Consider the following 13,543-nt stretch of genomic DNA (forward strand, 5'->3'; position numbering starts at 1 on the left):
TGTGTGACCACCGCACGCGCCGCCACCCTCACATCCGTCGTCCTTCGCCTCGACGGCCTGGAGCGCTCCTTCGGTCTCGGCGAGCGCACCGTGCGCGCGGTCGACGGCATCGACCTCACCGTCCGCCGGGGCGAGATCGTGGCCCTGCTGGGACCCAACGGCGCCGGCAAGACCACGACCCTCGACATGCTGCTCGGGCTGGTCGAGCCCACCGCGGGCACGGTGCGGGTGCTCGGGCAGCGGGCGGCGGATGCCGCGGCATCCGGTCGCATCGCCGCCGTCCTGCAGACCGGAGGGCTGCTCGGCGACATCACGGTGCGTGAGAGCGTCGAGGTGATTGCCTCGCTGCACGGGCGTGCGGCCCTGCAACGAGTGCCGGAAGTGATGCGGCAGACGGCGTTGGAGCCGCTCGCCAGGCGTCGGGTGTCGAAGTGCTCCGGCGGTGAGCAGCAGCGGGTGCGCTTCGCGCTGGCGCTCGTGGCCGATCCCGAGATCCTCGTGCTCGATGAGCCGACCGCGGGCATGGACGTGACGGCGCGCCAGCGGTTCTGGGACGTGATGCGAGCGCAGGCGGATGCCGGGCGCACGATCGTCTTCGCCACCCACTACCTCGAAGAGGCGGAGCACTTCGCGCAACGCACCGTCGTGATGCACCGAGGGCGGATCGTCGCGGACGCTCCGACTGCGCAGCTGCGGGCGAGCCTCGGCGCCCGCACGGTGGCCGCGACCCTTCCCGCCGACGGCGCTGCGGCGCTGGTCGACGTTCTCGCTGCGACGAACGGTGTCACCGACCTGCGCGAGGACGGCGGGCGCGTTCACCTGCGCGCCGTCGACGCCGACGCCGCGGCGTTCGCTCTGCTGCGCGCCGGCGCCCGCGACCTCGAGGTCACGGCTCCCACACTCGAGACCGCCTTCACGGCACTGACGGAGGACTGACCCATGGCTCACGCGTTCACGATCTCGCCCACGATGCTGCGCGTGGAGGCGCTGCGTCAGGTGCGAAACCCGTACACGCTCGCGTTCACTCTCGCGATGCCGGTGGGGATGTACCTGCTGTTCGGTGCGGGCGCCGCCTATGGCGGGATGTCGGCCGGACACGGCAACGTCCGCTTCTACGTCATGGTGTCGATGGCGGCCTATGGTGCGGCGGTGGCGATGACCTCGGCGACGTCGACGGCGGCTGTCGAGGCGGCGCAGGGATGGGGACGCCAGCTGGCCATGACGCCGCTGCGCACCGCCGGGTACGCGGCGACGAAGCTGATCACCGCGCTGGCGGCGGCGACGCTCGCGGTGGCGCTCGTCTTCGTGGTCGGCGCCGCCACGGGAGCGGAGGCGTCGGACGGATGGCGCTGGGCCGCCTCTGCGGTTCTCGTTCTCGGCGGTGCGCTGCTGTTCGGGCTCTACGGGCTGGGGATGGGGCTCGTGTTCCGCTCGGACGGCGCGGCGACGCTCGCCTCGATCTCGCTGACCTTCTTCGGATTCTTCGGAAACGTCTTCATGCCGTTGGACGGCACGATGCTCGACATCGCCCGGTTCACACCGATGTACGGTGTGGTGGCGCTCGCGCGCTGGCCGCTCACCGACGGTGTCCTCACCACCGGTCAGACCGATCAGCCGTGGGGCATCGCCCTCAACATCGTCGTGTGGCTGGTCGTGTTCGCCGCGCTGGTCGGCGTCGGTGTGAAGCGCTCTCGCGCCCGTCGGTAGGGTCGAGAGCATGAGTCGCGAGGCAGGGCGCGTGCGGGAGCGGGGCCCCGACTCGGTCTGGGAACGCTACGGCTGGGTCATGGCCGTCGTGTGGCTCGTCTTCCTCATCTACCCGATTCTCGGCCTGCTGCGATCGGCCGCCGATGCCGGCTGGATCGTGACAGGCTGGGTCGCGCTCGTCGCCTTCGTGCTCATCTACATCGCAGCCTTCCTCAACGGCATGAGCGGCGACGGCGGGGGGCTGCTCACGCCGCCGAGGCCGATCCAGTGGGTGGCGTTCGGCGCGCTGATCGTGTGCGCCGCGCTCACCATCCCCGCGGTGTCGGGCAACGCGCTGAGTTTCGTTCCGTTCGTCATGTCGTTCGCCTCCTACGGCCTCACCCGTCCGGCCCACTGGGCGACGGTCGCGGGCGGAATCGGCGTCGCGGCGGCGACGGTGCTTCTGCTGCCGGATGGCGTCGATTACGTGGCGGTGCTCGCGATCATCGTGCTCCTGGCGACCGTCAACACCGTCACGACGGCGCTCATCGTCCGCTCCGTGCACGCGCAGCAGCTCGAAGTCGAGCTCGCGACGAGCGAGGGGCGCGAGGCCGTCGCGCGCGACGTGCATGACTTGATCGGCCATTCACTGACCGTCGTGCGCGTCAAAGCGGAGCTCGCGCGACGGCTCATCGCCACCGATCCCGAGCGCGCCGACGCCGAGCTCGCCGACATCGAGGCTCTCACCGCGGAGGCGCTGTCGGGGGTGCGGGAGACCGTCGCCGGCATCCGCAGTGCGACGCTCGCCGACGAGCTGGCGACCAGTCGCAACGTGCTGCGCGCCGCGGGCGTCGGGTTCGTCGTGCACGGGGATGCCGAGGCGCTCTCGCCCGCACAGGCCCTCACGGCGAGCTGGATCCTCCGGGAGGCGACGACGAACGTGCTTCGCCACGCCGCCGCCTCCGCCGTGTCGGTCCGTATCCGTCCCGGCGGCCTCGTCGTGGCCGACGACGGGCGCGGCATACGCGGACCCGAGGGCAACGGTGTGCGGGGGATGCGGGAGCGCGCCGCCATGTCGGGGGCGCGGCTGTCGATCACGGCCGCAGGTGCGGGCGGCACGAGCGTGGAGGTGACGTGGTGAGCGTCGAAGATCGGGCCGGGGGCATTCGGATCGTCCTCGCCGACGACCAGGCGATGCTCCGCGGGGCTCTGGCTGCGCTGCTCGATCTCGAGCCGGACATGAGGGTGGTCGGTGTCGCCGGCGACGGCGACGAGGCCCTTCGCATCGTCGAGGCCGAGCGGCCCGATGTGTGTCTCATGGACATCCAGATGCCCGGTCGGGACGGGATCGAGGCGACCCTGGCGATCCGGGCGGCCAGCCCGCACACGCGGGTGCTCATCGTCACGACGTTCGCCCGACCGGGCTATCTTCGCGCCGCCTTGGATGCCGGGGCCGCCGGATTCGTCGTGAAAGACGCATCGGTTGAGCACCTCGCCGACGCGGTGAGGCGAGTGCATGCCGGGCTGCGGGTCGTCGACCCGCAGCTCGCCGAGGCGAGCCTGTTCGACGGCGCCAACCCGCTCAGCGAACGGGAGCGGCAGATCCTCCGCCTTGCCGCCGACGGTCGCGATGCCCCCGCCATCGCCGCAGAGGTGTACTTGTCGGCCGGCACGGTTCGCAACAACCTCTCCGCCGCGATCGGCAAGCTCGGCGCGTCGAACCGGGCTCAGGCTGTGCGGATCGCGCAGGACAAGGGGTGGCTGTAGCGGCCGCGCCCTGCTTCCGTCGGCGCTCGCCCCGCGCGCGGCTCAGACCTCGTCGCGCCAGGAGTGCTGGGGGGTCCAGCCCAGCAGTCGCTGCGCCTTCGCGGTCGAGAAGAGCGAATCGTTGACGCCGAGGTCGCCGCGGACCTCGACGTCGGGGAACACATCGGCGACCAGTTCCGCGTTCGGGCGGCTCATGACCGTGTCGGTGTTCGCGATGAGGAAGTGGTCGAACCCGGCCGGCGCGACCTCCAGTGCCCGGCCGATGACGGCGGCGGCGTCTCGGGCGTCGATGTAGCTCCACAGGTTCCACTTGCGCAGGGTCGCGTCGGCGTCGAACGAGGGGAACTCGGCGTAGTCGGCCGGGACCATGACGTTGGAGAAGCGCAGCGCGGTGATCGACACCTCGGGGTGCCACCGCACGAGCTCCTTCTCCATGGTCTCCTCGAGGTGCTTCACGAGCGAGTAGACCGTCTCTGGGCGGGCGGCGTACTCCTCGTCGACCGGCAGGTACGGCGGCGGCACGTCGAACGGCAGGCCCTGCACGGTCTCGCTCGACGCGGTGACGATGCGGGTGATGCCCAGCCGGATCGCCGCCCACATCACGTTGAAGGTGACCGCGATGTTGTTGTGGAAGGTGGCGACGTCGGAGCGGATGCCGGGAGCCGGGATGGCCGCGAGGTGCACGACCGCGTCGAGCCCGTCGTGCTGGTCGTTGACAGCCTGCAGGGCGTCGACGGTCTGCCCGTAGTCGGTGAAGTCGACCTGGACGAAGCCCGCGCCGCGGGTGCCGACGACGTCCATCCCGACGACGTCGTGGCCCGCCTCTCGCAGTTCGCGGACGACGACGGTTCCCAGCTTTCCGGATGCTCCGGTCACGGCGATGCGCATGGGTCCGAGCCTAGCCGCGGTCGAACTCGGGACGAACCTCGGCGATCCCCGCGAGCTCGCTCTGCACTCGACGATGAAGCCGCCGCCCCTCGTGGAGGAACGCGTCCTCGTCGGGCATCGCCTGCTCCGGGTCGTGGGCGTTCCATCGGGCGTTCCAGGCGCGCAGGTCTGCCGCCAGTGCCGGACTCAGACCGAGGGCTGCCGGGTCGGCCGGGTAGTTGTCGGTGAAGCTCTCCCATAGGGGGCTCTCTGCCCAGCCCAGGAACATGCGCACCACGCGCAGTCCGTCGGGCAGGACGACCGGTCGTCCGGCGCGCGACTGAGCCGACAGATAGCGGTCCTGCATGACGCGGCGCGCCGCCCACCGGTGCCGATCGTTCGGCGGTTCGCGGTAGTCGTAGCCGGAGAGCCAGCTCAACCCGGCCGCTGGACCGCGGGCGCTCACGAGAGCGAGAGACCACAGTCGCGTCTCGTCCCAGCGGCCTGCCTCCCCGAGGGCGGCATCGACCGAACAATCCCAGAGATCCGTCGCCGTGACCGTCGGGGCCGGGCCCTCGAAGGTGTAGAGGCGGAACCGAGGGCGCACGTCCTGCGCTGTGATGATGTCGGCATCGACTGCCTCCGCGCGCATGGTGCCGAGCCTAACGCCGCTGCCCGAGCCTAACGCCGGGCGAACCGCCGCAGCTGTGCGGCGCCGACGAGACCCAGCAGGAGGAACAGCGATGCGAGCAGCAGTGACCAGCGGGTCGCGTCGGCGAACCCTGCCGAAAGGGCGTGCACGGCGGCATCGGTCTGTGCTCCGAGCATGCTGGCGGAGCCCTCCGCGCGCAGCTGCGAGATCAGGGTGCCCGCCGATGTCCGCGTCGCGTCGGCGAGCTGTGACGCGGCGGGGCCGGTGATCCCGGCATCCGTCAATGCCCCGGGAAGCGTCAGCGCGAGCGAGACCGACAGTGCCGCCCCGGCGAACGCGGTGCCGAGCGCCGTGCCGATCTGGCGGACGGTCGACTGCGTCGCCGAGCCCTGGCCGCTGATCTCCACCGGCACATCGCGCAGCACCGTGCCCGTGAGCTGGGCAGACGCGAGGCCGAGGCCGAGGCCGTAGAGGACGAGCGGCAGGGCGATGACCCACCCCGGCGTCGTGGCGGCGACGATCCCGGCGAGGATCACGATGCCGATGACTTCCAGGGCCAGGCCGATCAGCACGGTGCCGGGGGAGCCGAACCGCGCGGCGAGATGTCGTGCTGCCGCTCCCGACGCGAACGCCCCGAACGCCATGGCGGCCAGGACCAGACCCGTCTGCATGATCGACAGTCCGAGCGCCGCCGTGAGGTAGAGCGGGAGGACGAAGATGATCGCGAACTCGCCGACGGCGACCATGGCGGCGGTCACATTGCCCCACGAGAAGGTGCGCAGAGAGAAGAGGTGCAGATCGAGCAGGGCGTCGCGTTGCACGCGTTCGCGGTGCCGCTCCCAGAAGACGAACAGCGTCAGTGCGACGGCGGCGACGGCCAGGCAGACGGGCACGATCGAGACCGGGGCCGACGCGGGCCAGACCCAGCCGGCGATCACGAGGTCGGTCTTGGGTGTCCACCAGCCCAGATCGGGTCCTTCGATGACGGCGAAGACGAGCGAGCCGAAACCGATGGCCGACAGCAACGCGCCGTCGACGTCGGCGCCGCGGCGGAAGCCGGCACCTCGCGTTTCGGGCACGGCCCACAGTGCCAGCGCGAAGACAACCGCACCCAAGGGCAGGTTCACCAGGAACACCCACTGCCACGAGGCGTACTGGGTGAGCGCGCCTCCTACCAGCGGTCCGATCGCTGCGGCGCCCGAGATGACCGCGCCCCACACCCCGAAGGCGGCGGCGCGGTAGCGGCCCCGGAAGACGGCGTTCACCGTCGAGAGCGTCGACGGCATGATGAACGCGGCACCGACGGCCTGCACGGCGCGCGCCGAGATGAGCGCCCCGCCCGTCGTGGATGCCGCCGCCCACACACTGCCGCCGACGAAGACCAGGATGCCGAGCAGGAAGAGGAGCTTGCGGCCGAAGCGGTCCGCGAGCTTGCCGGTGGACAGCAGGAGCGCCGCGAGCAGCACCGCGTACAGGCTCGAGACCCACTGCGCGTCGGTCAGGTCGAGTGTGAGGTCGCGGATGATGTCGGGCATGGCGACACCGACGATCGTCCCATCCAGCACGATCATGCCGAGTCCGGCGGCGAGGACCGCGAGTCCCATCCATTCGCGCCGGGACGGCGCTGCGTCGACGATACCTTCAGTCATACTGAAAGTATGCACCCGAGACCCGGTTGATGTCCATGAGGCGGGGGTGGGGGCTGTTATCGATAACCCATCGAAACGGGCATCGAAACCGCGGGAGCGGGCTTGCCGCCCCTTTGTGGTACCGGTAACATCGCGAACGTTCCATCCGAACGGGATGTCGGGGGCAGTGTCGCTCACCCGAGCGCCGCCGTCTTCGCACAGACCGGACGACTCCCCGGACAGGGATCGGGAGAGCGTGCATGCCGGCACGTTCTCGCACTGCACTTCGCGTGCGCCCACCGTCCGAGGAGTCGTCGGAGTGTTCCCGACTGTGCACGGGCGGCGAAGCCGCCTCGGTCTGGAACGGCGAAAGTGTACACCCCGCGAGGCGTGCTCACACTGAACGTCGAGGCTCCTGCCGATGGGCGCACCGAGGTACCCAATCAAAGGAGTCATCGACGTGAGTCATCACAAAAAACCACCCACACCCTCTCCGCGGCCGGCGCTGCGCCGTCTCGGCGCACTCGCCGGCGTCGGCGCGCTGGTCCTGTCGGCGCTCGCGACCTCGCCGGCGACGGCGGCGACGACCGAGCTGTTGAGCAACGGCACGTTCGAAGGCGGCATCGCCGGCTGGAGCGCACCGTTCGGCGGCACGCTTGCGGCCAGCAGCGATGCCCGGACGGGCACCGGGGCCATCCAGATCTCCGGCCGGACGGGGTTCCAGTCCGGGCCGGCCGCGACCGTGACCGGGCAGCTGAAGACCGATCGGTCCTACGATCTGTCGCTGTCGATCAAATACACCGGCACGCCGGCGACGCATAACGTCAACGTGACCCTTTGCACGGCCTCGCGCAGCGCGTGCGCGCCGGTGGTCGGTGGCACTGCGACGTCGGGTGAATGGCTCACGCTCACGAAGACCTTCACCCCGGCCGTCGACACGTACGACTACCTCTTCGTCGAGACGCCGTGGGACACGACCGTCGCCTCCTTCGTCGTCGACGATGCATCACTGACGGTTCAGAGCACGACGCCGACGACCCCCACGGTGCCGGAAGTGCCGGTCGTCCCCGGCAACCTGCTGCCCGACGGTCGCTTCGTCGACGGCTTCACCGGGTGGCAGGCTCCACGCGGCGGCACGCTGGCGCTGACGACGGATGCCGCGAGCGGCCTGAACGCGCTGAAGGTCACAGGCCGCACGAACACGCAATCCGGTCCGTTCGCCAGTGTCACCGGCAAGCTCGAGGCCGGGGCGGGCTACCGCCTGAGCGCGAAACTCAAGTACACCGAGGGCCCCGACACCCAGCAGTTCAACTTCACCTTCTGCCCGGCCAACTTCAACGGCTGCGACGATCGTGGTCAGAGCTTCACCAAGGGCGAGTGGGGATCGTTCTCGAAGGACTTCGTCGCCGACCAGCGCCACCCCGGCATGGACTGGCTGTTCGTCGAGACCCCGTGGAACTCCAACGCGCTCCAGGACTTCCAAGTCGACGAGATCTCGCTCGTCAAGATCTCGGACGCTCCGGCCGGCCCCGGCTTCACCTCGCTGGAGAAGGTGCAGACCAAGCCGATCGGTGACCACAACCCGCTGGTGGGCCACAAGTTCGGCGCCGACCCGCACCACCTCATCTACAACGGTCGCCTCTACATCTACTCGACCAACGACACGCAGCAGTACGAGGCCAACTCGAAGGACGCCAATGGGCTTCCGACGGCGTCGAACGGGTACGGGGCGATCACGACGCTGAACGTCATGTCGACGACCGACATGGTCAACTGGGTCGATCACGGCTCCGTGCCGATCGCTCGCGAGGGTGGCGCGGCTCCGTGGGCGCGCAACTCGTGGGCGCCCGCGGCGATCGAGAAGGACGGCAAGGTCTACCTGTACTTCTGCGACAGCGGCACCGGCACCGCCGTGGTCGTGGGCGGTTCGCCGCTCGGACCGTGGACCGATCCGCTCGGCAAGAAGATCATCCCCGACACCGTCTCGCGCGACTACGTCAACAACGGGGGCTTCCCCGCCGGCATGTGGCTGTTCGACCCCGAGGTGTTCATCGACGACGACGGTCAGGCGTACCTGTACTTCGGCGGCAACTCGCAGATCGGCTCGGGCGCCAACGTCCAGGGACCGCAGAACCCGAAGTCGACGCGCGTCGTGAAGCTGAAGGACGACATGGTCACCCTCGACGGTGACCCCGTCGAGATCGACGGCCCCGGCATGTTCGAGGCGTCGTCCATCTTCAAGCGCGACGGCAAGTACTACTACTCGTACTCGTCGAACTTCCAGGTGAACGAGGTCCCGGGGCAGTATCCGTCGCGCGGCGGTATCGCCTACATGATGACCGATGACCCGATGAAGCTGCCGGCCTCGACGTACGCCGGTGTGGCCTTCCAGAACCCGAGCACGTTCTTCGGACCGGGCAACGGCGGCAACAACCACTCCGACATGTTCACCTACAAGGGCGAGACCTACTTCACGTACCACGCGCAGACGCGCGGGGCCGCGTGGGCGCAGGCCCTCGGCACGGCGGGACAGACGCAGGGGTACCGCTCGGTGCACATCGACAAGCTCGAGTTCAATGCGGACGGCACGATCAAGCCCATCGTCGGCACGCGCGCCGGCGTTGCGCAGGTCGAAGACTTCGACCCGTACCGTACGTTCGAGGCCGAGACACTGGCCTGGCAGCTCGGCGTGAAGACGACGGCGACGACCCAGCCCTCGGTCGAGTTCCCGGAGCACAACGGCAACGGCAACATGGCGCTGTCCAGCATCGACGACGGTGACTTCGCCGCGCTGTCGCAGGTCGCGTTCGGCGAGGGTGCGGCGACGGTGTCGGCGCGCGTGAAGCCGCTGGTCGAAGGTGCCTCGGTGCAGGTCCGCCTGGACAACGTCGACGGCCCGGTCGTCGCGACGCTCCCGGTGGAGGGCACGGCCGGCGAGTGGACCACGGTCACCGCCGATGTCACCGGCGCGACGGGCACGCACGACGTGTTCTTCGTGTTCGCCCAGCCCGAGTCCGCGGCGGTCGAGGCCACGGGTCCGCTGTTCGAGGTCGACAACTGGACGTTCAGGGCCGCGCAGGCGCCCGTCGAGAACGACCCGTCGATCGCCCTGAGCGCGACCGAGGTTCGTGCCGGCGGCGCGCTCACCGTGACGGGCAGCGACTTCACCGTGCCGCGCGTCGAGGTCGGTGTGGCCAGCACCTACCGGGCGCTCGCGGAGGCGGATGTCGTCGATGGCGCGTTCTCCGCGCCGGTCGTCATCCCGTCCGACCTCGAACCGGGCAGCCACACCATCCAGGTGCGGGTCGATGGTGAGGTCGTCGCGTCCGCGGCGATCACCGTGCTCGCCGCCGGCGACGCGGGCGGCGATCCGGGCACGGGCACAGGTGCGTCGACGCCGGCACCCGCGGCGGGCGGCTCGAACCTCGCCGCGACCGGCGGTCGGTCCGACGGCCTGGTTGCAGGTGCGTTCGCCGGGGTGCTGCTCCTGTTGGCGGGTGGGGCCGTGATCTGGCGCCGCCGCCACCTGAGCCGCGTCTCGGACTGATCCCCTGAGCGTGCGGGCGGATGCCGAGAAGTCGGCGTCCGCCCGTACGCGCTCGCGCGTAACCTCTCTCCCATGAGCATGTCTCCCCTCATCACCCCCTCCGAGCTGAAGGCCCAGCTGGGCTCTCTCACGCCGCCGGTCGTCCTCGATGTGCGTTACCGTCTCGACGCCCCCGACGGTGCGGAGGCGTACCGCGACGGCCACGTGCCCGGTGCCGTCTACGTCCGCATGGACGGCGAGCTCGCCGTGCACGGGGCTGCGAGCGAGGGGCGTCATCCCCTTCCGTCTCCGGCTGACTTCGAGCGTTCCGTGCGCAGCTGGGGGATCGATGACGGCGACACCGTCGTCGTCTACGACGATTGGAACTCGTTCGCCGCGGCCCGCGCCTGGTGGATGCTCACGGACGCCGGCGTTCCCGCCCGGGTGCTCGACGGCGGGCTGCGCGCGTGGCGCGCCGCCGGAGCGACCCTCGAGACCGGCGAGGTGACCCCCACGCCGGGCGCCGTGACGCTGCATGCGGGACAGCGCCGCAGGCTCGACATCGACGCCGCGGCATCCCTCGCACACAGCGGCGTGCTCCTGGACGCCCGCGCACCGGAGCGCTACCGCGGCGACGTCGAACCGCTCGACCCCGCCGCCGGACACATCCCGGGCGCCCGCAACGCGCCGACCACCGAGAACCTGGATGCCGAGGGCCGGCTCCTCGCCCCCGACGTGCTGCGTGCCCGCTACGCCGATCTGGAGGGACAGTCCGTCGGTGTCTACTGCGGCTCGGGCATCACCGCTGCCCACGCCGTTCTGGCGCTCGCGGTCGCGGGCCACGACGCGGCTCTGTACCCGGGCTCCTGGAGCCAGTGGTCGAATACTCCCGACCGGCCGGTCGCCACCGGCGACCGCCCCTGACACTACGATGTTGACGATGCCACAGACACCTGCCCCGACCACCGCGTCGGTTCCCGCCTCGGGGACCGACGTGACCCTCCGTCACGGAGCCTACGAAGCGCACATCGCCAGCGTCGGCGCGTCGCTGCGTGCGCTCACGTTCGACGGGCGCGACCTCGTCGTGCCCTTCGCTGCCGACGAGGTGCGCCCCGCCTTCCGCGGTGCCACTCTCGCCCCCTGGCCGAATCGCGTCGTCGACGGCGCGTATTCCTTCGGCGGGCACAGCTACGAACTCGCGCTCAGTGACATCGGCCGCCCGAATGCGCTGCACGGCCTCGCCGTCTGGCTCGACTTCGCCGTCGTCGATCACACCGCCGACGCGGTCACGCTGGCGGCGGTGATCGTGCCGCAGTCCGGCTACCCGTGGCGCGTGCGTGTGGAGACGACCTACCGGTTGGGTGCCGACGGTCTCACCCAGACCGTGGCGGCGACGAATGAGAGCGCGGATGCCGCGCCGTTCGGCACCGGTCCGCATCCGTATCTAGTGGCCGGTTCTGCGCCGCTGGACGGGTGGACGCTGACGCTGCCCGCCGACCGGGTGCTCGAGGTCACCGACCACCAGCTCGCTCCCATCGCGCTCGCCGAGGTCGCCGGCTCGGATCGTTTCGACTGGCGCGCGCCGCGGGTGCTCGGCGATGTGGAGATCGACCACGCGTTCACCGGGCTGTCCCGCGCGGACGGTGTGGCGACCGTGCGGTTGGTCGACCCGTCCGGTACCGGCGTGGAGATGGTCTGGGATCAGGCGTGCCCCTGGGTGCAGATCCACACGGCCGACCGCCCGCCGCTGGCCGACGGCAGCCCCGATCCCGGTCACCGCGCCGGCCTCGCCGTCGAGCCGATGACCTGCGCCCCGGACGCCTTCAACGCCGATCGCTACGACTACGACGCGGGCCTGATCGTCATCCCGGCCGGCGGATCGGTCTCGGCATCCTGGCGCATCGCCGCCGTCGGTATCTGACTGCGGCAGTCGCCCTCTCACGCGAAAGGGCCCCGACACGGACGTGTCGGGGCCCTTCGGCGTGAGGGGACGACTCAGTGGTCGCCGCGGATCTCTTCCTTGATCTCGTTGCGCTTGTGGACGGAGTCGCGCTCGGCTTCGGCCTTCTTGACCTCGGCGTCGGCCTTCGCCTCGTCGATCTTGTCGGAGACACGGTCGACCGTGTCCTCGAAGCCTTCCTTGATCTTCCGGCCGGCCGTCTCGGCCGCGTCCTTCGCGTCGTCGATGAAGCCCATGGCGACTCCTTTCATCAGGTCGGACTTCCACGGTACGAACCCTCTCCGCCACACGAAAGGGCTTGCCGCCGGTGCCGTGCCCGTGCTAGCCGCAGCCCGTGCGGTCGCCGCAGCCCGCGCTGGTGGGCGGGCGCGCACGACCCCTAGGATGGCGCCGTGAACAACACCGGCACTCTGGACCAGTGGCAGGCGGCTTTCGGCGGCGGCACCGGTCTCGTCCTGTTCGTCGTCTATTACGTGCTGCTCGCCGTGGCGATGTGGAAGGTGTTCAGCAAGGCCGGATACCCCGGCATCCTCGCCCTCATCCCCATCGTGAACTGGTTCATCCAGGTGAAGATCGCAGGATTCTCGGCGTGGTGGGGGTTGTTGGCGATCGTTCCGATCGTCAACGTCATCTTCTTCATCATCGTGGCGATCCGCATCGGCCGCGGGTTCGGGCACGGCGCCTTCTTCTCGATCGTGCTGCTGCTGCTGTTCGCCCCCATCGGGTTCTTCATCATCGGCTTCAGCTCCGATCGGTACACGTCGCCGGCCTGAGCGCCCGTCGCGCATTCCGTCCCGACGTCGGTCTTCCCTAGGATCGAGGGGAGGGGATGCCGTGGTCAACGAGAAGCGCGTACGCACCCGTGACGTGGTCGCGGAGGGGCTGTACATCGCGTCCGCGGCGACGCGGCTGAGCCTGAAGAACACGATCCTCGTCCACATCCTCGCCGAGGGAGAAGACTTCGACCTCGATCGGTATCTCCCCGAGGCCAAGGAAGCCCTGGAGACCCTCGCCGCGGAAGCGGAGGACGATGCGGCGCGCACCGAACGGCAGCGTCGCGCAGCCCGCGGCCGCCACACCGACTCGGACGGCACGCACGATTATCGCAGTCGCGATGTGCGCAACCTGCGCCGCCGCCAGAAGCAGTCGCTGCACGTCGCCCATGAGCTGCGGCGTCGCGCCGACGACACCGAAGAGTTGCGCAAGCTCGTCCTGGACGCGCGGGATGCCGCGTGGGCAGAGGTGGCCGGCAACATCGATCGGACGCTGCGGATCGAGGCCGCGCGCCCCGATCTCGACCCGGACTACGAGCGTATGCGCACGGCGCGGATGCAGGCACTGCGGCTCGTGGACCTTCCGAAACTTCGCGCCCATCGGCGCAGCGTCGCGGCTCAGCAGAAGCAGCAGGACCCCGATTCGTCACATCCCGGCGCGTAGGCTAAGCTGGTCCTCGGCCC

Annotated in this window: 13 protein-coding genes; 9 read left to right on the forward strand and 4 right to left on the reverse strand. The window is 70.1% G+C overall.

Annotated features, from left to right (window positions below):
- Nucleotides 1-3: 3 nt before the first annotated feature.
- Genes ACT53O_RS14110 through ACT53O_RS14125 form a run of 4 tightly spaced genes read left to right on the forward strand, consistent with a single transcriptional unit; the run spans nt 4 to nt 3,453 of the window.
- The gene (locus ACT53O_RS14110) at nt 4-936 is read left to right on the forward strand and encodes an ABC transporter ATP-binding protein (RefSeq protein ID WP_476153081.1); all 933 of its coding nucleotides are present in this window, start codon (nt 4-6) and stop codon (nt 934-936) included.
- A gap of 3 nt (nt 937-939) precedes the next feature.
- Nucleotides 940-1,707, forward strand: a complete 768-nt coding sequence (locus tag ACT53O_RS14115) for an ABC transporter permease (protein WP_016464241.1) — start codon at nt 940-942, stop codon at nt 1,705-1,707.
- A 10-nt stretch (nt 1,708-1,717) separates the two neighbouring features.
- Nucleotides 1,718-2,827, forward strand: a complete 1,110-nt coding sequence (locus ACT53O_RS14120; protein ID WP_476153083.1) for a sensor histidine kinase — start codon at nt 1,718-1,720, stop codon at nt 2,825-2,827.
- Nucleotides 2,821-3,453 (forward strand): response regulator transcription factor, encoded by a 633-nt coding sequence (locus tag ACT53O_RS14125; protein WP_112931831.1) that lies wholly within the window; start codon nt 2,821-2,823, stop codon nt 3,451-3,453. Before ACT53O_RS14120 ends, ACT53O_RS14125 begins: the two co-directional genes overlap by 7 nt.
- A gap of 42 nt (nt 3,454-3,495) precedes the next feature.
- Here the strand turns inward: ACT53O_RS14125 and ACT53O_RS14130 are convergent, their stop codons facing one another.
- From ACT53O_RS14130 to ACT53O_RS14140, 3 genes are read right to left on the reverse strand one after another with little or no spacing between them, the layout of a single operon-like run.
- Entirely contained in the window at nt 3,496-4,341 is an 846-nt protein-coding gene (locus tag ACT53O_RS14130; RefSeq protein WP_036316432.1) for an NAD-dependent epimerase/dehydratase family protein, read from the reverse strand.
- Between the two features lie 10 nt (nt 4,342-4,351).
- A complete protein-coding gene (locus ACT53O_RS14135; RefSeq protein ID WP_051039457.1) occupies nt 4,352-4,972 on the reverse strand; it encodes a hypothetical protein in 621 nt (206 codons plus the stop codon).
- Nucleotides 4,973-5,001: 29 nt separating this feature from the next.
- Complete coding sequence (locus ACT53O_RS14140; RefSeq protein ID WP_476153086.1) at nt 5,002-6,621, reverse strand: MFS transporter; 1,620 nt, start codon at nt 6,619-6,621, stop codon at nt 5,002-5,004.
- Between the two features lie 439 nt (nt 6,622-7,060).
- On the opposite strand from ACT53O_RS14140, the gene ACT53O_RS14145 reads away from it, so the two are divergent.
- The 3 genes from ACT53O_RS14145 (at nt 7,061) to ACT53O_RS14155 (ending at nt 12,047) form a co-directional block, all read left to right on the forward strand.
- A complete protein-coding gene (locus ACT53O_RS14145; RefSeq protein WP_476153088.1) occupies nt 7,061-10,147 on the forward strand; it encodes a family 43 glycosylhydrolase in 3,087 nt (1,028 codons plus the stop codon).
- Between the two features lie 72 nt (nt 10,148-10,219).
- Entirely contained in the window at nt 10,220-11,050 is an 831-nt protein-coding gene (locus ACT53O_RS14150; protein WP_378793107.1) for a sulfurtransferase, read from the forward strand.
- A 16-nt stretch (nt 11,051-11,066) separates the two neighbouring features.
- Nucleotides 11,067-12,047: an aldose 1-epimerase family protein gene (locus ACT53O_RS14155; RefSeq protein ID WP_005049686.1), complete on the forward strand. Its 981-nt coding sequence runs from the start codon at nt 11,067-11,069 to the stop codon at nt 12,045-12,047.
- 74 nt (nt 12,048-12,121) lie between these two features.
- On the opposite strand, the gene ACT53O_RS14160 is transcribed toward ACT53O_RS14155, so the two are convergent.
- The gene (locus tag ACT53O_RS14160) at nt 12,122-12,322 is read right to left on the reverse strand and encodes a hypothetical protein (RefSeq protein ID WP_005049688.1); all 201 of its coding nucleotides are present in this window, start codon (nt 12,320-12,322) and stop codon (nt 12,122-12,124) included.
- A 156-nt stretch (nt 12,323-12,478) separates the two neighbouring features.
- Between ACT53O_RS14160 and ACT53O_RS14165 the strand changes: the two genes are divergently transcribed.
- Both ACT53O_RS14165 and ACT53O_RS14170 read left to right on the forward strand, forming a co-directional pair.
- A complete protein-coding gene (locus tag ACT53O_RS14165) occupies nt 12,479-12,859 on the forward strand; it encodes a DUF5684 domain-containing protein (RefSeq protein ID WP_036316238.1) in 381 nt (126 codons plus the stop codon).
- A gap of 61 nt (nt 12,860-12,920) precedes the next feature.
- Nucleotides 12,921-13,523, forward strand: coding sequence for a hypothetical protein (locus tag ACT53O_RS14170; RefSeq protein ID WP_005049690.1), 603 nt, complete (start codon nt 12,921-12,923; stop codon nt 13,521-13,523).
- Nucleotides 13,524-13,543 lie beyond the last annotated feature (20 nt).

The organism is Microbacterium sp. DMC48, assembly GCF_056313825.1.

Coding starts and splice junctions, on each gene's coding strand:
- ACT53O_RS14115 (WP_016464241.1), top strand. CDS start 940: ATGGCTCACGCGTTCACGATCTCGCCCACGATGCTGCGCGTGGAGGCG.
- ACT53O_RS14120 (WP_476153083.1), top strand. CDS start 1,718: ATGAGTCGCGAGGCAGGGCGCGTGCGGGAGCGGGGCCCCGACTCGGTC.
- ACT53O_RS14130 (WP_036316432.1), bottom strand. CDS start 4,341: ATGCGCATCGCCGTGACCGGAGCATCCGGAAAGCTGGGAACCGTCGTC.
- ACT53O_RS14135 (WP_051039457.1), bottom strand. CDS start 4,972: ATGCGCGCGGAGGCAGTCGATGCCGACATCATCACAGCGCAGGACGTG.
- ACT53O_RS14140 (WP_476153086.1), bottom strand. CDS start 6,621: ATGACTGAAGGTATCGTCGACGCAGCGCCGTCCCGGCGCGAATGGATG.
- ACT53O_RS14150 (WP_378793107.1), top strand. CDS start 10,220: ATGAGCATGTCTCCCCTCATCACCCCCTCCGAGCTGAAGGCCCAGCTG.
- ACT53O_RS14155 (WP_005049686.1), top strand. CDS start 11,067: ATGCCACAGACACCTGCCCCGACCACCGCGTCGGTTCCCGCCTCGGGG.
- ACT53O_RS14160 (WP_005049688.1), bottom strand. CDS start 12,322: ATGGGCTTCATCGACGACGCGAAGGACGCGGCCGAGACGGCCGGCCGG.